The sequence below is a fragment of the Streptomyces hygroscopicus subsp. hygroscopicus genome, from assembly GCF_030269125.1.
GTDB classification, from domain to species: domain Bacteria; phylum Actinomycetota; class Actinomycetes; order Streptomycetales; family Streptomycetaceae; genus Streptomyces; species Streptomyces hygroscopicus_C.
In genome coordinates, this window is the sequence record NZ_BSSM01000008.1 from 229,361 (window position 1) to 254,447 (window position 25,087).

At 72.5% G+C, this 25,087-nt stretch carries 20 protein-coding genes and 3 pseudogenes; 15 read left to right on the forward strand and 8 right to left on the reverse strand.

Features of this window, described 5'->3' with window-relative positions:
* Nucleotides 1-93: 93 nt before the first annotated feature.
* Nucleotides 94-351 (reverse strand): annotated as a pseudogene (locus QSK45_RS38565) (CocE/NonD family hydrolase C-terminal non-catalytic domain-containing protein); the annotation flags it as partial.
* A 429-nt stretch (nucleotides 352-780) separates the two neighbouring features.
* Here QSK45_RS38565 and QSK45_RS19750 point away from each other — a divergent pair.
* From QSK45_RS19750 to mug, 8 genes are all read left to right on the forward strand, one after another.
* Nucleotides 781-2,076 (forward strand): ABC transporter substrate-binding protein, encoded by a 1,296-nt coding sequence (locus QSK45_RS19750; protein WP_285558642.1) that lies wholly within the window; start codon nucleotides 781-783, stop codon nucleotides 2,074-2,076.
* 11 nt (nucleotides 2,077-2,087) lie between these two features.
* Entirely contained in the window at nucleotides 2,088-3,110 is a 1,023-nt protein-coding gene (locus QSK45_RS19755; RefSeq protein ID WP_285558643.1) for a carbohydrate ABC transporter permease, read from the forward strand.
* On the forward strand, nucleotides 3,110-4,003 hold the full coding sequence (locus QSK45_RS19760) for a carbohydrate ABC transporter permease (RefSeq protein WP_285558645.1): 894 nt from the start codon (nucleotides 3,110-3,112) through the stop codon (nucleotides 4,001-4,003). Before QSK45_RS19755 ends, QSK45_RS19760 begins: the two co-directional genes overlap by 1 nt.
* 132 nt (nucleotides 4,004-4,135) lie before the next feature.
* Nucleotides 4,136-5,635 (forward strand): arabinosylfuranosidase ArfA, encoded by a 1,500-nt coding sequence (arfA, locus tag QSK45_RS19765; RefSeq protein WP_285558646.1) that lies wholly within the window; start codon nucleotides 4,136-4,138, stop codon nucleotides 5,633-5,635.
* 97 nt (nucleotides 5,636-5,732) lie between these two features.
* Nucleotides 5,733-7,268 (forward strand): glycoside hydrolase family 43 protein, encoded by a 1,536-nt coding sequence (locus tag QSK45_RS19770; RefSeq protein ID WP_285558648.1) that lies wholly within the window; start codon nucleotides 5,733-5,735, stop codon nucleotides 7,266-7,268.
* 200 nt (nucleotides 7,269-7,468) lie between these two features.
* Nucleotides 7,469-8,527, forward strand: a complete 1,059-nt coding sequence (locus tag QSK45_RS19775; protein WP_285558667.1) for a LacI family DNA-binding transcriptional regulator — start codon at nucleotides 7,469-7,471, stop codon at nucleotides 8,525-8,527.
* A gap of 200 nt (nucleotides 8,528-8,727) precedes the next feature.
* Nucleotides 8,728-10,170, forward strand: a complete 1,443-nt coding sequence (gene purB, locus QSK45_RS19780) for an adenylosuccinate lyase (RefSeq protein ID WP_285558669.1) — start codon at nucleotides 8,728-8,730, stop codon at nucleotides 10,168-10,170.
* Between the two features lie 56 nt (nucleotides 10,171-10,226).
* Nucleotides 10,227-10,715 carry a G/U mismatch-specific DNA glycosylase gene (gene mug, locus QSK45_RS19785; RefSeq protein ID WP_285558671.1) on the forward strand — a complete coding sequence of 163 codons (489 nt, stop codon included), beginning with the start codon at nucleotides 10,227-10,229 and terminating at the stop codon, nucleotides 10,713-10,715.
* A 1-nt stretch (nucleotide 10,716) separates the two neighbouring features.
* Here mug and QSK45_RS19790 read toward each other — a convergent pair whose 3' ends face one another.
* Both QSK45_RS19790 and QSK45_RS19795 read right to left on the reverse strand, forming a co-directional pair.
* Nucleotides 10,717-11,433 (reverse strand): ABC transporter permease, encoded by a 717-nt coding sequence (locus tag QSK45_RS19790; RefSeq protein ID WP_285558673.1) that lies wholly within the window; start codon nucleotides 11,431-11,433, stop codon nucleotides 10,717-10,719.
* A 2-nt stretch (nucleotides 11,434-11,435) separates the two neighbouring features.
* A complete protein-coding gene (locus QSK45_RS19795; protein ID WP_285558675.1) occupies nucleotides 11,436-12,356 on the reverse strand; it encodes an ABC transporter ATP-binding protein in 921 nt (306 codons plus the stop codon).
* A 107-nt stretch (nucleotides 12,357-12,463) separates the two neighbouring features.
* Between QSK45_RS19795 and QSK45_RS19800 the strand changes: the two genes are divergently transcribed.
* The 3 genes from QSK45_RS19800 (at nucleotide 12,464) to QSK45_RS19810 (ending at nucleotide 15,619) form a co-directional block, all read left to right on the forward strand.
* Nucleotides 12,464-13,618, forward strand: a complete 1,155-nt coding sequence (locus tag QSK45_RS19800) for a sensor histidine kinase (RefSeq protein ID WP_285558676.1) — start codon at nucleotides 12,464-12,466, stop codon at nucleotides 13,616-13,618.
* 87 nt (nucleotides 13,619-13,705) lie between these two features.
* On the forward strand, nucleotides 13,706-14,365 hold the full coding sequence (locus QSK45_RS19805) for a response regulator transcription factor (protein WP_285558677.1): 660 nt from the start codon (nucleotides 13,706-13,708) through the stop codon (nucleotides 14,363-14,365).
* A 96-nt stretch (nucleotides 14,366-14,461) separates the two neighbouring features.
* Nucleotides 14,462-15,619 (forward strand): ROK family transcriptional regulator, encoded by a 1,158-nt coding sequence (locus QSK45_RS19810; RefSeq protein ID WP_285558679.1) that lies wholly within the window; start codon nucleotides 14,462-14,464, stop codon nucleotides 15,617-15,619.
* Nucleotides 15,620-15,640: 21 nt separating this feature from the next.
* On the opposite strand, the pseudogene QSK45_RS19815 reads toward QSK45_RS19810, so the two are convergent.
* The 4 genes and pseudogenes from QSK45_RS19815 to QSK45_RS19830 form a co-directional block, all read right to left on the reverse strand.
* Nucleotides 15,641-16,639: pseudogene (locus tag QSK45_RS19815) on the reverse strand (extracellular catalytic domain type 1 short-chain-length polyhydroxyalkanoate depolymerase); the annotation flags it as partial.
* Nucleotides 16,640-16,739: 100 nt separating this feature from the next.
* On the reverse strand, nucleotides 16,740-17,660 hold the full coding sequence (locus QSK45_RS19820) for an alpha/beta fold hydrolase (RefSeq protein ID WP_285558681.1): 921 nt from the start codon (nucleotides 17,658-17,660) through the stop codon (nucleotides 16,740-16,742).
* A gap of 146 nt (nucleotides 17,661-17,806) precedes the next feature.
* Nucleotides 17,807-18,568, reverse strand: coding sequence for a GntR family transcriptional regulator (locus tag QSK45_RS19825; protein WP_285558683.1), 762 nt, complete (start codon nucleotides 18,566-18,568; stop codon nucleotides 17,807-17,809).
* A gap of 239 nt (nucleotides 18,569-18,807) precedes the next feature.
* A complete protein-coding gene (locus tag QSK45_RS19830) occupies nucleotides 18,808-19,692 on the reverse strand; it encodes an RNA polymerase sigma-70 factor (RefSeq protein WP_285558685.1) in 885 nt (294 codons plus the stop codon).
* 123 nt (nucleotides 19,693-19,815) lie between these two features.
* Here QSK45_RS19830 and QSK45_RS19835 point away from each other — a divergent pair, with 123 nt between their 5' ends.
* The 4 genes and pseudogenes from QSK45_RS19835 (at nucleotide 19,816) to QSK45_RS19850 (ending at nucleotide 23,786) form a co-directional block, all read left to right on the forward strand.
* Nucleotides 19,816-20,469 (forward strand): NADPH-dependent F420 reductase, encoded by a 654-nt coding sequence (locus QSK45_RS19835; protein ID WP_285558687.1) that lies wholly within the window; start codon nucleotides 19,816-19,818, stop codon nucleotides 20,467-20,469.
* 103 nt (nucleotides 20,470-20,572) lie between these two features.
* A complete protein-coding gene (locus QSK45_RS19840; protein WP_285558688.1) occupies nucleotides 20,573-21,406 on the forward strand; it encodes an alpha/beta fold hydrolase in 834 nt (277 codons plus the stop codon).
* A 28-nt stretch (nucleotides 21,407-21,434) separates the two neighbouring features.
* A pseudogene (locus tag QSK45_RS19845) lies at nucleotides 21,435-22,127 on the forward strand (alkaline phosphatase D family protein); the annotation flags it as partial.
* Nucleotides 22,128-22,382: 255 nt separating this feature from the next.
* Nucleotides 22,383-23,786, forward strand: a complete 1,404-nt coding sequence (locus tag QSK45_RS19850) for a GNAT family N-acetyltransferase (RefSeq protein WP_285558689.1) — start codon at nucleotides 22,383-22,385, stop codon at nucleotides 23,784-23,786.
* A 70-nt stretch (nucleotides 23,787-23,856) separates the two neighbouring features.
* Here the strand turns inward: QSK45_RS19850 and QSK45_RS19855 are convergent, their stop codons facing one another.
* Nucleotides 23,857-25,068, reverse strand: a complete 1,212-nt coding sequence (locus QSK45_RS19855; protein WP_285558690.1) for a trans-sulfuration enzyme family protein — start codon at nucleotides 25,066-25,068, stop codon at nucleotides 23,857-23,859.
* Nucleotides 25,069-25,087: the final 19 nt, after the last annotated feature.

Consider the following 25,087-nt stretch of genomic DNA (forward strand, 5'->3'; position numbering starts at 1 on the left):
GACGGCGGTCATGAGGCCCACACCGGCAGGTCGATCCGGGAGGGATGGGCGGTGTCGCGGGAGATCCTGCCCGGCACGGACGGTGGCCGTGGCCGTGACGGCGGGTTCGCCGGTGCCGGGGTCGCGGGCGTAACGCGGACGCGCGCCCGAGCCGACCTGGACGCCGATACGGTGACCGGCCGCGAACCGGTGGAAGGCCGGCCACAACGGCACTTCCACCCCGGTGAAGCCGTCCCCGCCGGGCCGTGGGTCGGTCGCTGCCGCGCCGACGCCTCCCATGACGCCGTCGCGGACGGTCAGGGAACGGCCGTCGGGGTGCACGTCGCAGACACGGACGAACAGGCGTGCCACACGGCCTCAGGAGATCGCATCAGCGCGCGGCGCAGCCGTACGGGCGGATCGGTCGGGCCCTCGGATTCGCTCGGGAGCCGGCCCTGACAGCCCTTCACAAGTTTCGGTGAACTTTCGAAAACTATTCGTTGACTGCCGTTCTCGACGGAGCGCATACTCTCGATCGACCCGCACCTCCCCGTAACGGATACGACTCCGTATGGTTACACCCGTCCCCCTGGCACGTCCACACGAGCATGCCTGGAGCCGGGAAAAACAGGTTGCAGTGATCGCCGCGGACGCGTGTGCGCGTGTCCGACTCTCGCTGCCGCCGCGGTCGGCCCGCCGCACCCGGATCGGCGCACACGCAGGGCCTTCGACGGTCAACAGGCCATTAGTTTGCGCAACTTTTCGCATTGTGTCTATGACGAAAGATCAGGAAGTCCCCAGATGACGAGGAACACACGCGGCGCGACGGCTGTCGCGATCGGCTTGGGCATCGCACTGGCCGCCACCGGTTGCGCCGGCAGCGGCGGCACGGGCAACGGCGGTTCGTCCGGCGGCAAGGTCACGTTGACCGTCTGGGAGAACGCGCAGCCTGGGCCCGGTGAGGAGTACTGGAAGGCCGCGGCGAAGGAGTACCACTCGCTGCATCCGAGCGTCACGATCAAGATCCAGGCGATCCAGAACGAGGACTTCGACGGCAAGTTGCAGACGGCGCTCAACTCGGGCGCGGCGCCGGACATCTTCCTCCAGCGCGGTGGCGGCAAGATGCAGGCCATGGTCGACGCCGGCCAGGTCCAGGCGCTGAACCTGACCGCCACCGACAAGGCCAACGCGGGCGCGGCGGCTGTCGCCGGCTATTCCATCGACGGCAGGGTCTACGCCATGCCGGTCGACACGCAGCCCGAGGGCGTCTACTACAGCAAGGACCTGTTCGAGAAGGCCGGCATCGCCGCGCCGCCGACGACGATGGCCGAGCTCGAGGCCGATGTCGCGAAACTGAGGAAGACCGGCGTCGCGCCGATCGCGGTCGGGGCCAAGGACGCCTGGCCCGCCGCGCACTGGTACTACAACTTCGCCCTGCGCGAGTGCAGCCAGGACACCATGACGAAGGCCGGCAAAGAGCTCCGGTTCACCGATCCGTGCTGGACCAAGGCCGGCGAGGACCTGGCGTCCTTCCTCAGGGCCGACCCCTTCCAGAAGGGCTTCCTGACGACCTCGTCGCAGCAGGGTGCCGGGTCGTCGGCCGGCATGGTCGCGAACCACAAGGCGGCCATGGAACTGATGGGCAACTGGCAGCCGGGGGTGTTCGCCAGCCTGACCCCGGACAAGAAACAGCTTCCCGACCTGGGCTGGTTCCCCTTCCCCGCCGTGACCGGTGGCAAGGGCAGTCCGACGGCGATCATGGGTGGTCTCGACGGATACTCGCTGTCCAAGAACGCGCCGAAGGAGGCCCTCGGCTTCCTTGAGTTCCTGGTGACGAAGGACCAGCAGAAGGCCTACGCCAAGGCATTCTACACGATCCCGGTGAACAAGGACGCCCAGGAGGTCGTCACCGACTCCTACAACGTCTCGGCGCTGCGGGCCTTCAACAAGGCCGCCTACTCCATGCAGTTCCTCGACACCATGTACGGCCAGAACGTCGGCAACGCCATGAACACCGCCGTCGTGAACCTGCTGGCCGGCAAGGGCACCGCCGCGGACATCGCCAAGGACACCGACGCCGCCGCCGCGAAGGGCTGAGTAAGCAGACCATGAGCAAGACCCTGGGCACTGACACGGCCACCGGCCGCCAGTCGCAGGGCACGCTCGGAGCCGGGGAGACGGCCGTGTCCGCGTCGCCGGCTTCGCTGCGAGCGGCCGCGCGCCGCCGCGGCCGTGCCAAGAAGCGACTCGAGATCGCGGTCCTGTCCGGACCGGCGATCATCATGTTCCTGACGTTCGTGATCTTCCCGGTGGTACTCGCCGCGTTCTACGGCTTCTACCGGTGGAAGGGCTACGGGGCGCCCACCGACTGGGTCGGCCTGGACAACTACAAGCTGATCCTCACCGACCCGGCGTTCCAGGAGGTTCTGCAGCACAACTTCCTGATCCTGGTGCTCTCCCTGGTCGTCCAGGGCCCGCTGGCGATCGGCCTCGCGCTCCTGCTCAACCAGAAGATCCGCGGCCGCTCGGTCATCCGCGTCCTGATCTTCGTGCCCTACGTGGTCTCCGAGGTCATCGTCGGAATCGGCTGGAGCCTGATGCTCCAGACCAACGGCGCCCTCAACGACCTCCTGGAGCACATCGGCCTGGGCTCGATGCAGGCGGACTGGCTCTCCGACCCGAAGCTGGCCATCTGGACGCTGATGGGCATCATCTCCTGGAAGTACATCGGCTTCGCGGTGATCCTGATGCTCGCCGGCCTTCAGTCGATACCCGACGAGCTCTTCGAGGCCGCCCAGATCGACGGCGCCTCCTACTGGCAGATCCAGCGCCGCATCACGCTGCCGCTGCTGGGGCCGACGATCCGCATCTGGGCGTTCTTGTCGATCATCGGCTCGCTGCAGTTGTTCGATCTCGTCTACATCATCTGGGGCCCGTACGTCTCGGCCACCGCGGGCACCTCGAGCATGGCGATCTACATGGTCGCCCAGGGCCGCAATGCGGGCAACTTCGGCTACGGCAGCGCCATCGCGGTCGTGATGTTCCTCATCTCGCTCTTCGTCGCGCTCGTCTACCAGCGCTTCGTCCTGCGCCGCGACCTCCAGGGCGCCGTCACCGGAGGAGCCGCCTGATGAGCGCGACGACCGCCGAATCCTGGTCCTCCTCAGCCACCCGGCCGAACGCACCCACCGACCGCCGCGACAAGCCGCAGAAGTGGGGCAGTCCCCTCACCTACTTCGTCGCGCTGCTCTTCATCGGGGTCTGCGTCGCACCCGTGCTCTACATGGTGCTCGGCGGATTCCGGACCAACTCGCAGATCACCACGGATCCGGCCGCCCTGCCGCACCCCTGGGTCCTCACCAACTACGCCGACGTCCTGGGGTCGAGGAGGTTCTGGGGCGAGTTCGCCAACTCCGTCATCGTCGCCCTCGTGAGCACCATCGGCATCGTCGTCCTCGGCCTCATGGTCAGCTTCGTGATCGCGCGCTACGACTTCAAGCTCAAGGGCGCGATGTACTCGCTGTTCGCCGCCGGCCTGATGTTCCCGATGGTCATCGCGATCACCCCGCTGTACATCGTCATCAAGAACATCGGCCTCGTCGACAACCTGTTCGGCATCATCGTCCCGCAGATCGCCTTCGGCCTCCCGACGACCGTCATCATCCTGGTGCCGTTCCTGCGAGCCGTTCCCCACGAGATCGAGGAGGCCGCCACGATCGACGGAACGAGCCGGCTCGGGTTCTTCTTCCGCATGATGATCCCGCTGTCCCTGCCCGGCGTGGTGACCGTCGGTGTCCTCGCGTTCATCGGCAGCTGGAACAACTACGTCCTGCCCCTGTACATCCTCAACTCGGACGCGAACTACACCCTGCCGCTCGGCGTCCAGGCGTTCTCCTCGCAGTACTCCCAGGACACCGCGAAGGTTCTCGCGTTCACCTCCCTGGCCATGCTGCCCGCGCTCGTCTTCTTCTCGATCTTCGAAAAACGGATCGTCGGCGGACTCACCGGCGCTGTGAAGGGCTGAAACCGGCACCAGGACCGCACCGGCCGTCTCACGCCTGCCCCTGCCGTGCCTCCGGCAGGGGCAGACCGCTGACGGGTGGCACCGCTCAGGCCGCGGCACGTCCCGCGCCACCCCTTGGAAAGGACCCACGCATTGCCCCGCGCCCGTATCGAGCTGGACAAGCTCGCCGTCATCGCTCCTGTCCGACGCCGCACCTTCGGCTCGTTCGTCGAGCACCTCGGCCGTTGCGTGTACACGGGGCTCTACGAGCCGGAGCACCCCGGCGCGAACGACGACGGGTTCCGCATGGACGTCGTCGAACTCGTCAGGGAGCTCGGCAGCACGACCATCCGCTATCCGGGTGGCAACTTCGTCTCCGGCTTCCGCTGGGAGGACTCGGTCGGCCCGCGCGAGAAGCGTCCGGTGCGCCGGGACCTCGCCTGGCATTCGCTCGAATCGAACCAGGTCGGCCTCGACGAGTTCGCCAAGTGGCTCAAGCTCACCGACTCCGAGCTGATGCTGGCGGTCAACGTCGCCACGCGAGGCATCCTGCCCGCCCTGGACCTGCTCGAGTACGCCAACCACCCGTCCGGCACGGCACTTTCCGACCTGCGCATCGCCAACGGCACACCGGAGCCGCACAACGTGCGCATGTGGTGCCTCGGCAACGAAATGGACGGGCCGTGGCAGACCGGCTTCATGACGGCGGACGACTACGGCAAGATCGCCGCCCGCACCGCCGCCGCGATGAAGACGGCCGACAAGGACCTCGAACTCGTCGTCTGCGGCTCCTCCGGGTCCGGCATGCCGACGTTCGGCGACTGGGAACGGACGGTGCTCGAGCACAGTTACGACCATGTCGACTACGTCTCGTGCCACGCGTACTACCAGGAGCACGACGGCGACCTCGGCTCCTTTCTCGCCTCGGCGACGGACATGGACTACTTCATCGACACCGTCGTCGCGACCGCCGACCACGTGGGGAACAAGAGACGCTCGAACAAGAAGATCAACATCTCCTTCGACGAGTGGAACGTCTGGTACCTCAAGGAGCATCAGGAGTCCCAGGAGGTCAACGGCGAATGGCGGCACGCCCCTCGGCAACTCGAGGACGTGTACACGGTGGCGGACGCCGTCGTCGTCGGCAACCTCCTGATGACCCTCCTCAAGCGCAGCGACCGCGTCACCTCGGCATCGCTCGCGCAGCTCGTCAACGTGATCGCGCCGATCATGACCGAGCCCGGCGGCCCGGCCTGGCGGCAGACGACCTTCTACCCCTTCTCGATCACGAGCCGGCTCGCTTCCGGCGAGGTGATCCGGCCCGTGATCGAGGCGCCGGCGTACACGACGGCGCGCCATGGCGAGGTATCCGTCATCGACGCCGTCGCGACCGTCGACGAGGACCGGGCGGCGGTCTTCCTCGTCAACCGCGACCTCCGGGAGGCCGCGCAGGTGACGATCGACGTCCGCGGCCTCGGGTCGTCGCGCGTCGGCGAGGCGGTCACGCTCGCCGACTCCGACGTGTACGCGAAGAACACGCTCGTCGAGCAGCAACGGGTGGCCCCGTCCGCGAACAAGAGCGCGACACTCGCCGACGGTGTGCTCACGATCGAGCTGCCACCGGTGTCGTGGACGGCGATCGCCCTCCGCTGAGCGACGGCACGAAGCGGACGACGACACGAAGCAGACCCGGCGCCGCGCTCGGCCCGAAACCCGCCAAGGTGCTCGACGGTTCGAAGGGACACATTCTGTGCGTACGTACGACAACCCCGTGATCAGCGGATTCCACCCCGATCCGAGCGTGTGCCGAGTCGGTGACGACTACTACCTGGTGTGCTCCAGCTTCGAGTACTTCCCCGGGCTGCCGCTCTTCCACAGCAAGGACCTCGTGCACTGGGAGCTCATCGGCAACGTGCTCGACCGGCCCGAGCAACTGCCGCTGCCCCTCCCCGGCGCCAAGGCGTCCGGCGGCCTCTACGCCCCCACGATCCGCCACCACGACGGACGCTACTGGGTCATCGGCACCAACATCGACGGCGGCGGCAACTTCGTCGTCTCGGCCGAGCGGCCCGAGGGACCGTGGAGCGACCCGGTGTGGATCGACCTGCACGGGATCGACCCCGATCTGGCGTGGGAGGAGGACGGCACCTGCTGGTGCGCCTTCTCCGGCACCGCGGGCGGCGTCAACATGGCCAGGATCGACCCGGTCGAGGGGAAGGTGCTGGAGGGTCCGTTCGCCACCTGGTCGGGCAGCGGCCTCAAGTTCCCCGAGGCACCCCATCTCTACCGCATCGGCGACTGGTGGTACCTGCTGATCGCGGAAGGCGGCACCGAGCGCGGCCACAGCGTGTCCATGGCCCGCGGCCGTTCGCCGCGCGGCCCCTGGGAAGGCGCGCCCGCCAACCCCCTGCTGTCCCACAGCGGTACCGCCCGCTCCATCCAGAACACCGGCCACGCCGACCTGGTGGAGGCTCCCGACGGGAGTTGGTGGATGGTGCTGCTCGGCGTCCGGCCCCGCGGCTTCACGCCCGACGTGCACGTGCTCGGCCGCGAGACGTTCCTGACCCCCGTGGAGTGGGACGAAGACGGCTGGCCCGTCGTCGCGCCCGTTCCCGAGAGCCACCCGGCGCCGGGCGGTGCCTGGCACCCCGTTCCGGCCCCGCCCGCCCGCGACGACTTCGACGAGTCGGCCCTCGCCCCGCACTGGATCTCGCCGTTCACCCGCCCCGAGGACTCCTGGTCGCTCACCGAGCGCCCTGGCTGGCTGTCCCTCAGCGCCACCGGCGCCACCCTCGACCGCCCCGGGTACACCTTCGTAGGCCGCCGCCAGCAGCACCACGACTGCCGCGTCACCGCGGCGATCGACCCGGGTACGGGACGCGGCGGCCTCAGCGTGCGCCTGGACGAGGCCCATCACTTCGAACTGGAGGCAGGGGCCGGAGAGGTCGGCGTCATCGCCCGGATCGGCCCGCTGCGCCAGACCGTGGCCAGCCGACCGGTTCCGTACGGGACGCTCACCCTCACCGTCGCGATCCGGACGTCGGACCTCGTACCCGCGTCGCCCGAACTCACCGATGGCGGGACCACCGGCCCCGACACCATCGCCTTCTGGCTCGGCGATCCCGACGCCGCGGACGCCCACCCCCTCGCCGAACTGGACGGGCGCTACCTGTCCACCGAGGTCGCCTGCGGTTTCACCGGCCGCGTCATCGGCATGTACGCCACCGAGGGCGTGGTCGCCTTCGACTGGTTCGAGTACGCCCCGGCCCAGGCGCCCTCGGCGTGAGGCTCGGCGTTCGGCCACGTGCGACACCTGCGTCCGTGCGGGGTCGCACGCGGCATTCCGCGACCGCGCCGCCGGGGCGTCGTGCGGCATGTCCGGACCGCCGGCGAACCGCTCGGAAGCCCTCGTCCGCGGCCTGCTCGGGTGCCGGCCGCGTCCCACCCGCCGTCCTGAAACGCCCCCTCGCTGGATAGCCTGTCCTCATGTCCCCCCGACCCGTCGGATCACGCCCGACATTGTCATTGGTCGCCGAGACCGCTGGCACGAGCGTGCCCACCGTGTCCAAGGTGCTGCGAGGCGGAACCGACGTCTCGGCCGAGACGCGCGCGAAGGTCATGGAAGCCGTGCGAACCGTCGGCTACACCCGCCGGGGCGGGGCCAAGATCGAAAGCGTCCGGGACGAGAGCGGCTTGTCCCACGTACTCACACTCGTGGTCACCCACTTCGAGGGGTCGTGGGCGAACCTGGTGATAGCCGGGGTGGGGCGCGAGGCGGCAGCGGCGGGACTGGACGTCGTACTGACGCTCGCCGAGCCGCACGGCGACTGGGTGTCGCGGGTCCTGAGGAGGCGCGGCGTCGGCACCATCGGGACGCTGGTCGATCCCACGTCGCGGCAGTTCAACGCGCTCTTCGCCGCAGGCGTGCCCGTGGTGCTGATCGACCCGATGAGCACGCCGCCACCAGGGGTGGCGAGCATCGGCGTGGCGAACTGGGACGGTGGCCGCATGGCCGGCGAGCATCTCCTGTCTCTCGGCCACGAGCGGATGGGGGTCGTCGCCGGCCATGCCCGTCACCTCTACAGCCGCGCACGCGTCGACGGTTTCCGTGCGGCAGCCGACACAGCACCCGCCGGCGGTGCCACGGTGTCCGTGGCCTATGGCGGGTGGAATCGCGCCAAGGCGGCGACCGCCACCCACACCCTGCTCGACAAGGACCCGGGGATCACGGGCATCTTCGCCTGCTCGGACCCCATGGCGCTCGGCATCTACGACGCGCTTGGCGCTCGCGGCCTGCGCGTTCCCGAGGACGTCAGCGTCATCGGCTTCGACGACCTGCCCGAGGCGTACTGCGTCAGCCCAGGGCTGACGACCGTCAGACAGCCCAGCACCGAACTGGGTGCGGCGGCGGTCAGGCTCCTGATCGATCTCTCCAGGAGCGAGGAGGGCGGCACCCGGCGCCCCGCCCGCATGGAGTTGGCCACCGAGCTGGTCGTCCGCGCCTCCACCGGGCCCGCCCCGGGGGGCGCAGAGCTACGCCGATGACGCACGCGGGTCCGGGGCCGGTGCGCGTCGTCGGCGGTCGCTCAGCCCTTCGCGGCGGCCGACGAGGCGGACGAGGCGGACGAGGCGAGGCATACGAGGCATACGAGGGGCAGGCATAACAGGGCACGTGGGCTCTCGTAGCTTCCGACGAACACCCCGGTGGCGCTGAGCTGCACGAATCGCCAGTAGAATCCGGTTACGTGACTTCAGCGCCCGCCAAGCCCCGCATCCCGAACGTCCTCGCCGGACGCTACGCCTCCACCGAGCTCGCCACGCTCTGGTCGCCCGAGCAGAAGGTGAAGCTGGAGCGGCAGCTCTGGCTCGCCGTGCTGCGGGCCCAGAAGGACCTCGGCATCGAGGTGCCGGACGAGGCGATCGCCGACTACGAGCGCGTCCTCGACACCGTGGACCTGGCCTCGATCGCCGAGCGCGAGAAGGTCACCCGGCACGACGTGAAGGCGCGGATCGAGGAGTTCAACGCCCTCGCCGGGCACGAGCACGTGCACAAGGGCATGACCTCCCGTGACCTCACGGAGAACGTCGAGCAGCTCCAGATCCGGCTGTCCCTGGAGCTGATGCGCGACCGCACCGTGGCCGTCCTCGCCCGCCTGGGCAAGCTGGCCGGCGAGTACGCCGAGCTGGTCATGGCCGGCCGCTCCCACAACGTGGCCGCGCAGGCCACCACCCTGGGCAAGCGCTTCGCGACCGCCGCCGACGAGCTGCTCGTGGCCTACGGCCGCGTCGAGGAGCTGCTCGCCCGCTACCCGCTGCGCGGCATCAAGGGCCCGGTCGGCACCGCGCAGGACATGCTGGACCTGCTGGGCGGCGACGCCGCCAAGCTCGCCGAGCTGGAGCAGCGGATCGCCTCCCACCTGGGCTTCTCCCAGGCGTTCACCTCCGTCGGCCAGGTCTACCCGCGCTCGCTGGACTACGAGGCCGTCACCGCGCTGGTGCAGCTGGCGGCGGCGCCGTCCTCGCTGGCCAAGACGATCCGGCTGATGGCCGGCAACGAGCTGGTCACCGAGGGCTTCAAGCCCGGCCAGGTCGGCTCCTCGGCGATGCCGCACAAGATGAACACCCGCTCCTGCGAGCGCGTCAACGGCCTGATGGTGATCCTGCGCGGCTACGCCTCGATGACCGGCGAGCTGGCGGGCGACCAGTGGAACGAGGGAGACGTGTCCTGCTCCGTGGTGCGCCGCGTCGCGCTCCCGGACGCCTTCTTCGCGCTGGACGGCCTGCTGGAGACCTTCCTGACCGTGCTGGACGAGTTCGGCGCCTTCCCGGCCGTCATCGCCCGCGAACTGGACCGCTACCTGCCGTTCCTCGCCACCACCAAGGTGCTGATGGGCGCCGTGCGCGCCGGGGTCGGCCGCGAGGTCGCGCACGAGGCGATCAAGGAGAACGCCGTCGCCACCGCGCTCGCCATGCGCGAGCAGGGCGCCGAGCGCAACGACCTGCTGGACAAGCTCGCCGCCGACGAGCGCCTCCCGCTGGACCGCGAGCAGCTGGCCGCGCTGATGGCCGACAAGCTGTCCTTCACGGGCGCCGCCGCCGACCAGGTCGCCGTGGTGGTCGGCCGGATCGAGGAGATCGTCAAGCAGCGCCCGGAGGCCGCCGGCTACACCCCCGGGGCGATCCTCTGACCCCGCGTCCCACCAAGGCGGACCTGGAGGCCGCCCGCGACCGTCTCGTCCCGGACGTGGTCGCTGGCGGCCTCCGCGTGCTCTTCTGCGGCATCAACCCCGGTCTGATGACGGCCGCCACCGGCCATCACTTCGCCCGCCCCGGCAACCGGTTCTGGCCGGTGCTGCACCTGTCCGGCTTCACCCCGAGGCTGCTGGAGCCGGCCGAGCAGGCGGACCTGCTGTCGTACGGCCTCGGCATCACCAACGTCGTGGCCCGCGCGACCGCGCGGGCGGACGAGCTGACCGCCGAGGAGTACGCCGAGGGCGGCCGGCTGCTGACCGCGAAGGTACGGGACCTCGCGCCGCGTTGGCTCGCGGTGGTCGGGGTGACCGCCTACCGCGCCGCCTTCGCCGACCGCAGCGCCCGAGTGGGGCCGCAGGAGCGGACCATCGGGGACACCCGGATCTGGGTCCTGCCCAACCCCAGTGGGCTGAACGCGCATTGGACGACGGCGACGATGGCTCAGGAGTTCGAGCGGCTGCGGCTGGCCGCGGAGAGATAGCTCACGCGTCCCTGCGGGTGACCGTCCAGGCGCCCGCGAGGAGGGCCGCCGCCGTCCACAGGGCGCAGACCGCGAGGCCGCTCCAGGGGCCGAGCGGGCCGTCCCAGGTGCTGTGCAGGACGACCTGGCCCGCGCGGTCGGGCAGGAAGTCGGCGATGCCCGAGGACATGTCGCCGATCACGAAGGACACGATCAGCAGGAACGGGACCAGGATCGACAGGGTCGCGACGCCGCTGCGGAGCACGGCGGTGAGGCCCGCCGAGAACAGCGCCATCAGCGTGAGCTGAAGGCCGCAGCCGACGGCGCCGCGCAGCCCCTGGGCCCAGCTCGGTCCCTCGGCGCCGAGGACGGCCTTGCCGGCCAGGAGGGTCACCGCTCCCGTGAGCAGTCCGACGGCGAGCGCGGGCAGGGCGATGGCGGTGGCCTTGGCGGCGAACCAGCGCGGCCGGTCCGGGGTGGCCGCCAGGGTCAGCCGCAGCGCGCCGCCCCGGAACTCCGCCGCCACGGCCGTCGCGCCGAAGGCGATGGCGGCGATCTGTCCGAAGCTGACTCCGAAGAACGCCGAGAACAGCGGGTCGGGGTCGTTCCGGTCGGGGGACGCGGAGGCGAGCGCGGAGAAGGCGGCCGTGACGAGGACGACCGCGGCCAGGGAGCCGACGAGCGAGCGCAGGGTGCGGATCTTGATCAGCTCGGCGTGCAGGACCGGGATGAACGGCATGGTCAGACCTCCTGGGGCTGGGCGGTGAACTCCGCCTCGGCGGCGGTCAGATCGAGGTAGGCCTGCTCCAGGGTGCCTTCCCTGGCGGCCAGTTCGAGCACGGGGACGCCCGCCTCGGACAGCAGGCGCCCGAGGTCCTCGGCGCGGGTGTGCCGTACCGTCCAGGCGCCGTCCTCGTGCCGGGTGGCGTCGTGGCCGTGCCGGGCGAGCAGGTCACCGAGCGCGCCGGCGTCGGAGCTGCGGACCCTGACCTCGGGCTGGACGCGGGCGTCGATGAACTCCTGGACGGGGGTGTCGGCGAGGAGGCGGCCGCGGCCGAGGATCACCAGATGGTCGGCGAGGGCGGCGGTCTCGTTCATCAGATGGCTGGAGACGAGGACGGTGCGGCCGTCGGCGGCGAGGCCGCGCAGCAGGCTGCGGATCCAGACGATGCCCTCGGGGTCGAGGCCGTTGGCGGGCTCGTCCAGGAGGATCACCTCGGGATCGCCCAGCAGGGCCACCGCGATGCCGAGCCGCTGGCGCATGCCGAGCGAGTAGGTGCCCACCCGGCGCCGGGCCACCTCGGCCAGTCCCGTCTGTTCGAGGACCGCGTCGACCCGGGTGGGAGGGATGCGGTTGCTCGCCGCGAGGGCCCGCAGATGGTCGCGGGCGGTGCGGGAGCCGTGCGCGGCCCCGGCGTCCAGCAGGGCGCCCACCCGGCGCAGCGGCTCGGGGAGTTCGGCGTACGCCCGGCCGCCGACGGTGGCGGTGCCCGAGGTGGGGCGGTCGAGGCCGAGGACGAGGCGCATGGTGGTGGACTTGCCCGCGCCGTTGGGTCCGAGGAACCCGGTGACGCGGCCGGGGCGGACGGTGAAGGTCAGGTGGTCCACGGCCCGCCGGGCGCCGTACTCCTTGGTGAGGTCGCGTACGTCGATGCTGGTCATGGCTTCAGCCTGGTGGGGTGCGGGAGTTGGCGCCTCCCCCGCCGGTGGAGAGCCCCTCCCCCGTGCGGGGGAGGCCGGTTGTCGGTGGCGGGTGCGACGATGTCCGCATGGTCCGCCTCCTGCGCCCGTTGCTGCGCGGGACGACGTACACACGGCTGCTGCATCTGTGGGTGCCCATGCTGGTGGAGAGCCTGTGGCTCTTCATCGATCCGGCGCGCCCCTGGGTGCCCGCCCTGGTACTCGTCCCGCTCGGACTGCTGCCGGCCGTGCGGCTGGGCGAGGGGGTGCAGGCGCGGCTGCTGCTGACGCCGGGAGCGCGGGAGTCCGGCATATCCGAGGCACCCGCGGCGACCTGGCGGGACCGGCTGCGTACGGTGGTGTGGCTGGAGCTGCGCTGGGTGCTCGGCTGGGTGACCTGTCTCGTCTCGGTGCGGCTGCTCGTCACCTGCGTGGAGCTGGCGCGGTGCGCGTGGGGGCGCGTGCCGTCCGGGACGCCGCCGCTCGACCGGCTGCCGCCGTCCCCCGGCTGGGCCCTGCTGGCACCCGTTCCGCTGCTCGTCCTGTACGGCGCGGTCGTCGGCCTGGGCGCGCTGGTCACGGTGTGCGCGCGCCGGCTGCTCGGACCGTCGGCGGCCGAGCGGCTGGCCGCCCTGGAGGAGCGCACCGAGCAGCTGCTCGAACGCACGCGGATCGCCCGGGAGTTGCACGACTCGATCGGGCACGCCCTGACGGTCGCGGTGGTGCAGGCGGGAGCGGCGCGCGCGGCGGGCGATCCGGGGTTCACCGACCGGGCGCTCGGCGCGATCGAGGAGACCGGCCGGGCCGCGCTCGCCGATCTGGAGCGGGTTCTGGGCGTACTGCGCGAGACCGGGCGGCCGGCCAGTGCCCGGCCCACGCTGGCGGACGCGGGCCGGCTGCTGGAGTCGGCGCGGGCGTCGGGGGCGACGGTGGACGCGGAGGTGACGGGCCCGGTCGCGGCGGTACCGGGGCCGGTGTCCCGGGAGGGCTACCGCATCCTCCAGGAGGCGCTGACCAACGTGCTGCGGCACGCGGGCGCCATGCCCGTGCGGGTCCGCGTCGCGGTCACGGACGACCGGCTGCTGCTCCGGGTGCGCAACGCGATGCCGGAGCCGGTGCCCGGCACCGGTCGGGGCAGCGGGCTGCGGGGCATACGGGAGCGGGCGGCGCTGCTCGGCGGCAGCGCGCGCACCGGTCCGGAGGACGGCGAGTGGACGGTGCGGGTGGAGCTGCCGCTGGGGTGAGCCGGCCGGCTCCGGCGGGGATGGCGGGGCCGCCGAGGGGGAGCGGGCCGGTGCCCGGCGGCTGTTGGGTTGATCTAGGCTGGCCGGATGCCGGTCACCGTACTCCTCGTCGACGACGAACCGCTGGTCCGCACGGGGCTGCGGGCCGTGCTGGAGGCGCAGCCCGACATCGAGGTGGTGGGCGAGGCGGCGGACGGGGCCGCGGTGATCCCGCTGGTGCGGCAACTGCGCCCCGACGTCGTGGCGATGGACGTCCGGATGCCGCTCCTGGACGGCATCGAGGCCACGCGCGCGGTGCTGCGTACGGTCGCCGACCCGCCGAAGATCCTCGTGGTGACCACCTTCGAGGACGACGAGTACGTGTACGAGGCGCTGCGCGCCGGCGCCGACGGGTTCCTGCTGAAGCGCGCCCGGCCCGCCGAGATCGTGCACGCGGTACGGCTGGTCGCCGAGGGCGGGTCGCTGCTGTTCCCCGCCTCGGTACGACGGCTCGCCGAGCGGTACGGCGACGGCGTCGACCGGCCCGCGCGTGCCGTCCTCCGGCGGGCGCGGCTGACCGAGCGGGAGGCGGAGGTGCTGCGGCTGATGACCCGGGGGCTGTCCAACGCGGAGATCGCCGACCGGCTGGTGGTGGGCACGGAGACGGTCAAGACGCATGTGAGCGCCGTCCTGGCCAAACTCGGGGCGCGCGACCGGACGCAGGCGGTGATCGCCGCTTACGAGTCGGGGTTCGTGGAGCCGCGCTGAGCCCCGTGCTCCGTCCGGGTCGGGCCCGGCGCTCGCCGGGGCGGAGCGGGCCGAGTACGATCCGGCCAACACGCCCGCGAGCTGGGAGGACGGACGGTGGGGCAGCTGACCGGCGGCGATCCCTCGCTGCTGCGAAGGATCAACTCCGCGGTGGTGCTGCACGCCCTGCGGGCCACGGACTGCGCGACGCTCACCGAGATCGCCCGGGTCACCGGCTTGTCCCGGCCGACGGTCGAGGGCGTGGTCGAGGGGCTGATCGGGGCGGGGCTCGTGGTGGAGCGGGCCGCCGACGAGGGGATCGCGCGCCGGCAGGGGCGCCCGGCCCGCCGGTTCCGGTTCCGGGCCGAGGCGGGCCATCTGCTGGGCCTGGAGGTCGGCGCGCACCGGGTCGCGGCACTGCTGTCCGACCTGGACGGGCGGGTGCTGGGCCGGCAGGCCAGGGAGGTCGCCGAGACGGCGTCCGCGGACGAGCGCCTGGACCGGCTGCGGGGCGCGGTCGCCGAGCTGCTGCGGCGCTGCGGGGTCCCGCGTGACTCGCTGCGCGCGGTGGGTGTGGGCACCCCGGGCATCGTGGCGGCCGACGGCACGGTGCGGTTGAGCACGGCACTGCCCCAGTGGACGGGGCTCGACCTCGGTGAACGGCTGAGCCGTTCCTTCGAGTGCCCGGTGCTGGTGGAGAACGACGCCAACGCGGCGGCGGTCGCCGAGCACTGGAAGGGCGCGGCGCAGGAGACCGACGACGTGGTGTTCGTACTGGCCGGGCTGAGTCCGGGAGCCGGCGCGCTGATCGGCGGGCGGCTGCACCGGGGCTTCGGCGGGGCGGCCGGGGAGATCGGGGCGCTGCACCTGCTGGGCCGGGAGGCCACCCCGGAGACGCTGCTGTCCACCACCGACGAGCCGTTGCATCCGCTGGACGAGCAGGCGGTGGCCCAGGTGTTCGCGCTGGCGCGGGAGGGCGATCTGCGGGCGCGGGCGGCCGTGGAGCGGTTCATCCAGCGGCTGGTGCACGACGTGGCCGCGCTGGTGCTGGCGCTCGATCCGGAGCTGGTCGTGATCGGCGGCTGGGCGGCCGGACTGGACGGCGTCCTGGAACCGCTGCGCCGCGAACTCGCCCGCTACTGCCTGCGGCCGCCCCGGGTGGCGTTGTCCGCGCTGGGCGGGGCGGCCGTGGCCACGGGGGCGCTGCGACTGGCCCTGGACCACGTGGAGGAGCAGTTGTTCGCGGTGGAGGGCACGGTGACGGCGCGCCGCTGACGGTATCGCGGGTCAGGGGGTGTCCAGGCCCCAGAACTTCGCGGTGTGGTAGCTGGAGCAGATGGTGTCGAGGAAGTAGAGCCCGACGCCGCCGCACTGGTCCGCGCCGGTGCCGGGGTGCACGGCGAGGCCGTGGCCCATGCCGGGGACGGCGAACAGGGCGACGGCGGGTGTGCCCGTGGCGTCGTCGTACAGGCTCTCGGTGGTGCCGCCGGTCAGCACCCGGGTCTCCGAGGCCGACTGGCCGATGCCCCAGGCGTCGGTCCACTGGTCGCGCAGTTCCAGGGCGTTGACGGGGTTGACGGTGGTGTCCAGGGTCCCCTGCCAGATCGCGACCCGCGGCCACGGGCCGGGGTAACCGGGGTAGGAACCGCGGACCTTGTCGCCCCACTGCCCCGGGGTCAGGGGCACGGGGCCGTACTGGCAGCCGAGGGAGGCGCTCACCGTGGTGGCGCACTGCGCGGGCAGTCCGGAGTCGACGGCGCCCCCGGCGAACACGTCCGGGTAGTCGGCGAGCAGGTCGGCGGTCAGGCCGCCGCCGCCGGACAGGCCGGTGACGTAGATCCGGCCGCGGTCGGAGCCGTACCGCGCCACCGCGGTGTCGACCATCTGCACGACCGAGGCCGCCTCCCCCCGGCCGCGCGTGTCCTTGGTCGCGTCGAACCAGCTGAAGCAGGACAGCGCGTTGTTGGCCGTGCTGGTCTGCGGGTAGACCACGGCGAAGCCCCACGCGTCGGCGAACTTCTGCCAGCCGGAGTGGGCGTGGTAGTCACCGGCCGTCTGGCCGCAGCCGTGCAGGGCGACGACCAGGGGGGCGCCGGCGGGGAGGTTCGCCGGCGTGTACGCGTACATCGCCAGGTTGCCCGGGTTGGACCCGAAGTCGGTGATCTGCTGGAGGGCGCCGACGGCCTCGGCCGGCGGGGCGAGCGGGCCGGCCAGGGTCGCCCCGGTGGCCAGGAGCCCGAGCGCGGCGGCCAGAGCGGTCCGCCGGAGGAAGCGGCGCAGGGCGAGGAGACGCATGGGCAACTCCTGTGAGGTGGGCGGGGATTGAGCAGATCACGACCCTCTTCGCCGGGCCCGCGGTCTCGGCGCGCGTCTCCGCTTGGTGTGCGTCGGTGGGCTACGGGGCCGCGATGCCCGCCGCGGCCAGCAGCTGGTCCGCCACGAGCCGGGCGCCGGCGTCGCCGACGAGGAGCGTGTAGTGGTTGGTGCCGGGGACGTACCGGGTGCGGACCTTGTCGGGGTCGAGCTTCGCGGCGGCGAGGCGCTGCTCGTCGTACAGGCCCTGCGGCTCGTTCATCAGGCCGCGCTCCGCCCGGAGCAGGAGGGCGGTCAGGGGCAGCCGGTGGACGGCCTGCGCCACCTCCCCGCCGAGCTGGTCGATGCCGTCGACGCGGACCGCCTCGATCGCGCAGGAGGAGCGCAACTCGGGTTCCTCGCCCACGAGATCGCGCTGGATGTAGGCGTCCACCCAGGGCGACCAGGCGTCGGCGAAGCCCGGGTGCTTCTGCCAGAAGGCCCGGTAGGCGTCGCGGTCCTCGAAGGTCATCGACAGCCGGCTCATGGCCGGGCCGAGCACGGCGGCGATCAGCTCGTCGGGCTCCAGGTCGGTCGGCACGGGGAAGGCCACACCGCCGTCGACCAGCAGCAGGGCGGAGGGCAGCTGGGGGTGGCGCACGGCGGTCAGGGCGGCGGTGAAGGCGCCCATGGAGTGCCCGGTCAGCACCACCGGTCCCGGCGCCAGCTCCTTGACCACGGCGGCCATGTCGTCCGCGTGCGCCGCGAGGCCGTACGGGCCGGGCAGCTCCCCGCTGCGGCCCCGGCCGCGCAGGTCGGGGGCCAGCAGGGTGACGCGGCCGGCGAGGTGGTGGGCGACCCGGCCCCAGGACAGGCCGTTGGCGGTGATGCCGTGCAGGGCCAGCACCACGGGGGCGCCGGGGTCGACGGCGGGCCAGCGCAGCACGGCCAGTTCACCGCCGTGCACGGGGACACGGAGTTCCTCGTACGCCGGTACCTCTGCCGAGGGCTGGATGCGGCTCATGACGGGACGGCCTCCTCGCGGTGCGTGGTTGCCGGAATGATAGGAGCGTCATACCGCCGACGGCATGGTGCCGTACCCCACTCCTTCGGGCCCGTTCCTGGTTCCGACCGACATGCGCCCCGGTGGCGTCCGGGGCGCGGGGTCGGTCAGGAGGCCCGCCGGGCGGGGTCGTGGTGGATCTCCACGCCCGGCGTCTCGCCGAAGGTCAGCCGGCAGGTGTCGGCGCGGTAGGTCGCCACCGAGAGGGCGGCGGTGCGGCCCTGGGCGGTGAAGCGGGTGGTGACGACGAGGACGGGCGAGCCGGGCAGCCGGTCCAGTTCCCGGGCGTCGTCCGCGCGGGCCGAGCCCAGTTCGACGGATCGCTCCTGGCCTTCCAGGTCCATGCGGTGCAGCTCCCGCAGCACCGCACGCGCGCGGGCCGTGCCGGAGGGCGCGTCGATCGCGGTGAGGCCCGGAACCGAGGCGGCCGGGATGTGGAGGAGTTCGGTGGCGACCCGCTGGCCGCCCGACATCCGGGAGCGGCGCACGGTGTGCACGGGCTCGTCGGCGCCGGTCTCCAGGGCGGTGGCGACGGCGGCGGACGGCGTCTCCTGGACGCAGTCGACGGCCTGCCAGGCGTCTCCGGCGGTACCGGGCCAGGCGTGCTGTGCGCCGCCGACGGCCACGCCCACGCGCGGCGGCGCGACGGTCGTGCCGACGCCCCGGCGGCGCTGCAACCGGCCTTCCAGCTCCAGCTGTTCGAGGGCCTGGCGAAGCGTCGCGCGGGCCACGCCGAAGCGGGCGGCCAGGTCACGCTCGTTGGGCAGGATCTCGCCGACGGAGAACTCGGAGTCCAGTGCCTCGCTGAGCACGGTCTTCAGATGCCAGTACTTCGGTTCCTGCACCGAATCCAGCTGCGTGGTCCCCACCCTGTCCTCCGCAAGAGCCGTGGTCCGGCGGTATTTAGCGCCCTTGTTTATTAAAGGTTGTTGCACTTCTCTGCGACCATAGGGCGGCCGACACCCTTGGTCAAGACCAATCCTCGATCCCCGGGCGCACGCGGAGGAGGGCCGCAGCGCGGCGTTCACGAGGCGTTCGTAAGCGGTGATCCGGGTGACGTCACGGCAAAGCCCCCGTCGCGGGACGGGGGCTCGTCGGCGGGTGGGGTTCAGTGGCCGGCCAGGTGGCGCAGCTTGTCGGGGTTGCGCTGGATGTACACGGACGTCACGCGGCCCCCGTCGACGTCCAGTTGGAAGAGGCTGTCGGGCTTGTCGCCGGACAGGACCAGGAGGGCCGGCCCGCCGTTGGCCTCCAGCAGCCGGACGGAGAGGTCGGGTGCCGCGGTGGGCGTGACGGCCGCTATGAAGCGGGCCACCTTGTCGGCGCTGTGCATGATCCGCAGGGCCGCCTTGACCTTGCCGCCGCCGTCGGAGACCAGGCGGACGTCCGGGGCGAGCACCGACACCAGCCCGTCCAGGTCGCCCCCGGACGCGGCGAGCAGGAAACGCTCCGTCAGCTCGCGGCGCTGGTCCGGGTCGACGTCGTACCGGGGCCGCCGCTCCTCCACGTGCCGGCGGGCGCGCCCGGCGAGTTGCCGTACCGCCGGTTCGCCGCGGTCGAGCAGGGCGGCGATCTCGGCGAACGGGAAGCCGAACGCCTCGCGCAGCACGAACACGGCGCGTTCCAACGGGGACAGCGACTCCAGGACGACCAGGACGGCCAGGGAGACGGTGTCGGCGAGGACCGCCCGGTCCGCGGCGTCGGGGGCGGCCTCGCCGTACTCGGTGAGGTACGGCTCGGGCAGCCACGGTCCGACGTACGACTCGGCGCGCGACTGCACCTGGCGCAGCCGGTCGATGGCCAGCCGGGTGGTGATGCGCACCAGGTAGGCGCGCGGTTCCCGGACCTCCGCGCGGTCGGCGCGGGACCAGCGCAGCCAGGCGTCCTGGACCACGTCCTCGGCGTCGGCGACGCGGCCGAGCATGCGGTAGGCGACGCCCGTGAGCAGGGTCCGGTGCTCTTCGAAGACGTCGGTCGCGGGGTCGGCGGTCATGCCCTCATCCCATCCGACACGCCCCGGCGCTGTCCACCCGGAATCCGGCGGGGTGTGATCGTGCCGGACCACAATGACCGCGCGGACCGCCGGGGGCCGGCGGCCGGGAGCCGGAGGTGTGCGATGCGGTACGGGGTGCTGGGCACGGGCGAGGTCGGGCGGACGCTGGCCGGGCGGTTGGTGGAGCTGGGGCACGAGGTGACGCTGGGGTCGCGCACCGCGGACAACCCGGTGGCGCGGGAGTGGGCGACCGCGGCGGCGGGCCGGGCGCACGCGGGGACGTTCGCGGAGGCGGCGGAGGCCGGGGAGGTGGTGGTCAACGCGGTGAGCGGGCGGGTGGCCCTGGACGCGCTGCGGGCGGCCGGCGCGGCGCGCCTGGAAGGCAAGGTCCTGGTGGACGTCTGCAACCCGCTGGCCTTCGTGGACGGGCTGCCGCGGCTCGACCCGGTGGAGTCGGACAGCGTGGGCGAGCAGATCCAGCGGGCGTTCCCCGGCGCACGGGTGGTCAAGACGCTGAACACCGTCAATTTCAAGGTGATGGTCGATCCCGGGCGGGTGCCGGGCGAGCACCACCTGTTCGTGTGCGGGGAGGACGCGCCGGCCAAGGAACGAGTGACGGGGCTGCTGGGCGAGTTCGGGTGGCCGGCGGAGCGGGTGCTGGATCTGGGGGGTATCGGGGCGGCGCGGGCGATGGAGATGTACCTCCCCCTGTGGTTGCAGATGTCGCGGGTGTTCGGGCACGGGGACTTCAACGTCGAGGTGCGGCGGGCGCGTTGAGCCCCGGGGTCCGGTCGTGGTCCGCGACCCGGGGCTACCCGTCGGTAGCGATTGCTGACAAGCTGTCTACGGCGTCTGTCAGCAGCCGAGCCGAGGAGCACCCATGTCCGCCACCGTCTCCTTCACCGTCCCGACCCCGCGCGGCCCCGAGGACGTCGCCGTGTCCTACGCGCGCGTGGGGCGCGGCGAACCGCTGGTGCTGCTGCACGGCATCGGGCACCACCGGCAGGCCTGGGACCCGGTGGTGGACATCCTCGCCACCGAGCGCGAGGTGATCGCGGTCGACCTGCCCGGCTTCGGCGCGTCCCCGGGGCTGCCGTCCGCCCTCGCCTACGACCTGCCCACGACCAACGCCGTGCTGGGTGCCCTGTTCGAGACGCTGGAGCTGGACCGTCCGCACGTCGCCGGCAATTCGCTGGGCGGGCTGCTCGCCCTGGAACTGGGCCGCGAGAAGCTCGTACGGTCCGTCACGGCCCTCTCCCCCGCCGGGTTCTGGACCGAGGCCGAGCGGCGGTACGCCTTCGCGACGCTGCTCGCGATGCGGGGGATCGCCCGGCGGCTGCCGGTGCCCCTGGTACGACGGCTCAGCCGCAGCACGGCGGGCCGTACCGCGCTGATGAGCACGATCTACGCCCGCCCCGCCCGCCGGCACCCCGAGGCCGTGGTGGCCGAGACCCGGGCGCTGGTGGAGGCCACCGGCTTCGAGGCGACCCTGCGCGCCGGCAACGCCGTCCGCTTCACCGACCCCCTCCCCGACCTGCCGGTCACGGTCGCCTGGGGCACCAGGGACCGCCTCCTCCTGCGCCGCCAGGGCATCCGCGCCAAGCAGACCATCCCCCACGCCCGCCTGATCCGCCTCCCCGGCTGCGGCCACTGCCCGATGAACGACGACCCGGCGCTGGTGGCGCGGGTGATCCTGGACGGCAGCAGGGGGTAGGCGGACCAGCCCCGGGGCCCACCGCCAGGGCCCGCTGCTCGGCGCGGGCACCGACTTCACCGGCACCACCCGGCTGCGCGGCCTGCCCGCCGGCGAGCAGATCCACTACCGGGTGACGCTCGCCGACCCGGACGACCCGCGCCGTACCGGCGAGCCCGTGACCGGCACCTTCCGTACCGCTCCGGACAAGCGTGAGCTGTCCGCGTCCCGCGCGGTGTGGAAGGTGATCGCAGCCGACATGCCGCTCGGCCTGGTCGTGCCGGATCCGGTCGAGGGCAGGCCCGACTTCGAGGCCGTCGCCCAGGGCGACCCGGGCGCGCCGCTCGGCCGTGAACTCCAGATCGCCGAGCTGCTGCGGTTCATCAAGCACCGGCGGATCACCGGCACGGTGTGGCTGACCGCGGACGTGCACCACACCTCCGCGCAGCACTACGACCCCGCGCGGGCCGCGTTCAAGGACTTCGAGCCGTTCTGGGAGTTCGTCTCGGGTCCGCTCAACGCCGGCGCCTTCCCGGCCAGCGCCCTCGACGGCACGTTCGGTCCGGACCGCGTGTTCGTCAAGGCGCCGGCCGTCGCCAACGTCTCCCCGGCCGAGGGCTACCAGTTCTTCGGCGAGGTCGACATCGACGGCGCGAGCGGTGAACTGACGGTACGGCTGCGGGAGTACGACGGCACGGTGCTGTTCACCCGGACCCTGCGACCCGGCCGGGTCGGCCAGTAATCGACGGTGGCCCGACCGGTTCCCGTACGCTTTCGAGCCACGTCGCGCGCCGGCGTCATCCCCCGGCGCGCGGCAACCCCGGCTCGGGCACGGGTGCGCGGATTCTCCCCTTCGCCGGGATTCCCGGACGGGACGCCGGTGGCGACCGATCGTACAAGACGGGACAAACAGGACGGAGCATGCTTTACCTGTAGGTCACAAACAGTTCGTGATCAGGCAACACGCCTCCTTCACAGTGGATGCATGACTCCGGATATGTCTGATGTGACCCGCGCCCGGCACGGCCGGCCCGTGCACCACTGGCGGCGGGACCTGGTGGAACTCGCCGCTCTCTTCACGGCCGTCGCCGTGGCCGACGGGGTGGCGAACCTGATCGGGCACGGCCCCGACGGCCCCGCCCTGCTGGTGGCCTCCGCGCTCGCGCTCGCCGCCACGGCGGGCTTCCATACCTGGTGGGCGCGGCGCCACGGCCACGCACCGCCGGCGGCCACGGCCGGTGATACCGGTGCCCGGCAGGCCGCCGAGACGCGGTCGGCCGGGCCCGCCGGGCAGCACGACGGCGCCGCCGGGATGGCCGGGACCAGCACGCTGTGGCGGATGCGGACGACCGTGAAGGACGAGCCCGGCTCACTGGCCGCGCTCTGCACGGCGCTGGCCGAGCGCCGGGTGGACATCCTCAGCCTCCAGACGCATCCGCTGGCCGACGGCACCGTGGACGAGTTCCTGCTGCGGGCGCCCGAGACGCTGGGCGCGGCGGAACTGACGCGTGCGGTGGCGGCGGCGGGGGGTGCGTCCACGTACATCGAGCGGGCGGACGCCCACGACCTGGTCGACGCGCCGACCCGGGTGCTGGGCCTGGCCACCCGTACGGCGTTGGACGCGGCGGAACTTCCGCTGGCCCTGAGGCAGTTGCTCGGCCGGTGCACGATCCGCTCGCTGCCCGGACGGGGCCGCGAGCAGGAATCGGTGCCGGCCGAAGGAGTGTTGGAGGACACGGTCATGCGGTTGCGGGCGCCGGAGGGCGGCGTGCTCAGTGTGGAGCGGCCGTATCTGCCGTTCACGCCCACCGAGTTCGCGCGGGCCCGCGCGCTGGTGGAGCTGGACGCGCGGCTCGGGCCGCGGATCCCGGAGGGGCAGGACGTGCTGACGCTGCCCGAGGGCGACGACATCGCCGTACGGCGGATCGACACCGGTGAGCTGGCGGCGGCGAAGGCGATGCACGAGCGGTGCTCGGCCCGCACGCTGTCGCTGCGTTACCACGGTCCCGTCGGCGACGCCGACCGCTATCTCAACCACCTCCTCAGTCCCCGCTTCGGGCGGACCCTCGCCGCACAGACGTCCTCCGGGCGGATCGTCGGCCTCGGGCATCTGCTGTGGGACGGCGACGAGACGGAGGTCGCGCTGCTGATCGAGGACGACTGGCAGCGGCGGGGCGTCGGCGCGGAGTTGCTGCGGCGGCTGGTGGGGCTGGCCCGGGAGGCCCACTGCGACAGCGTGTACGCCGTCACGCAGGCCTCCAACACGGGGATGGTCGCGACGATGCGGGGCCTCGGGCTGCCGCTGGACTACCAGGTGGAGGAGGGCACGGTGGTGATCACGGCGCGGCTGGCCGCGGAGGCGTCCTCCCTCCCGCGGTACGACGCGGCTCACCGGGACTGAGGGTCATCCGGGGGCGCCGGTGGGATGCCGCTGACGGCAGCGGGACCCCACCGGTGGAGTCGGGGGCCCGTCAGCCCACCGCCTCCGCCACCGCCTCCGTCACTCCCGCCGGCACCCGGGCCGGCTCCCCGAGGGCGTGGTCCAGGTCGGCCCAGAGGTCGTCCACGTCCTCCAGCCCCACCGACAACCGCAGCAGCTTGTCGCTGACCCCCGCGCCCCGGCGGTCGTCCGCGTCCACGATGCGATGGCTGATGGACGCGGGGTGCTGGATCAGCGTGTCGACGCTGCCCAGGCTCACCGCGGGGGTGACCAGACGGACCCGGGAGATCAGCTCGTGCGGATCGCCCTGGACCTCGAAGGCGATCATCGCGCCGCCGATGCGCGGGTAGTGGACGCGGGACACGCGCGGGTCGGCGGCGAGGCGGCGGGCCAGTTCCGCGGCACTCGCGGAGGCCGCCCGGACACGGACCGGCAGGGTGGACAGGCCGCGCAGGAGGAGGTAGCCGGCCAGCGGGTACAGGACGCCGCCCGTGGCGAAGCGGATCTGGCGGAGCCGGCCGGCGGTCTCCTCGTCGCAGGCCACGACCCCGGCCAGCACGTCCCCGTGCCCGCCGAGATACTTCGTGGCGCTGTGCAGCACCAGCCGCGCCCCCTGCTCGGCCGGCCGCTGGAGCACCGGCGTGGCGAAGGTGTTGTCGGCCAGCAGCGGCACCGAACCGCACGCGTGCGCGATGGCCCGTAGGTCCAGCTCGGCGAGGGTCGGGTTGGCCGGGGACTCGACCATCACCAGGCCGGTGTCCGGGCGCAGCGCGTCGGTGACGCCGGCCGGGTCGGTCCAGGTCACCTCCGTGCCGAGGAGCCCGGCGGTCAGCAGGTGGTCGCTGCATCCGTACAGCGGCCGTACCGCGACGACGTGGCGCAGACCCATGGCGGACCGCGCGAGCAGCACCGCGCTGAGGGCCGCCATCCCGCTGGCGAACGCGACCGCGGACTCCGTGCCCTCCAGCCGGGCCAGGGCGGTCTCGAAGCGGGCGACGGTCGGGTTGCCGAGCCGGCCGTAGACCGGCGGTCCCACCGGGTCGGCCCCGTCGGCGGCGAAGGCGTCGATGCGCGCGGCCTCGCCCCGGCTGTCGTAGGAGGGATACGTGGTGGACAGGTCGATCGGCGCGGCGTGCAGCCCCTGGCGGGCGAGATCGTCGCGGCCGGCGTGCACGGCCTCGGTGTCGAGGGCTCTCGGTGCGGGGCGTACGTCGTCGTAGGCACCCGTGGTCGCTGTGTCCATGACGGGAAGGGTGAACAAC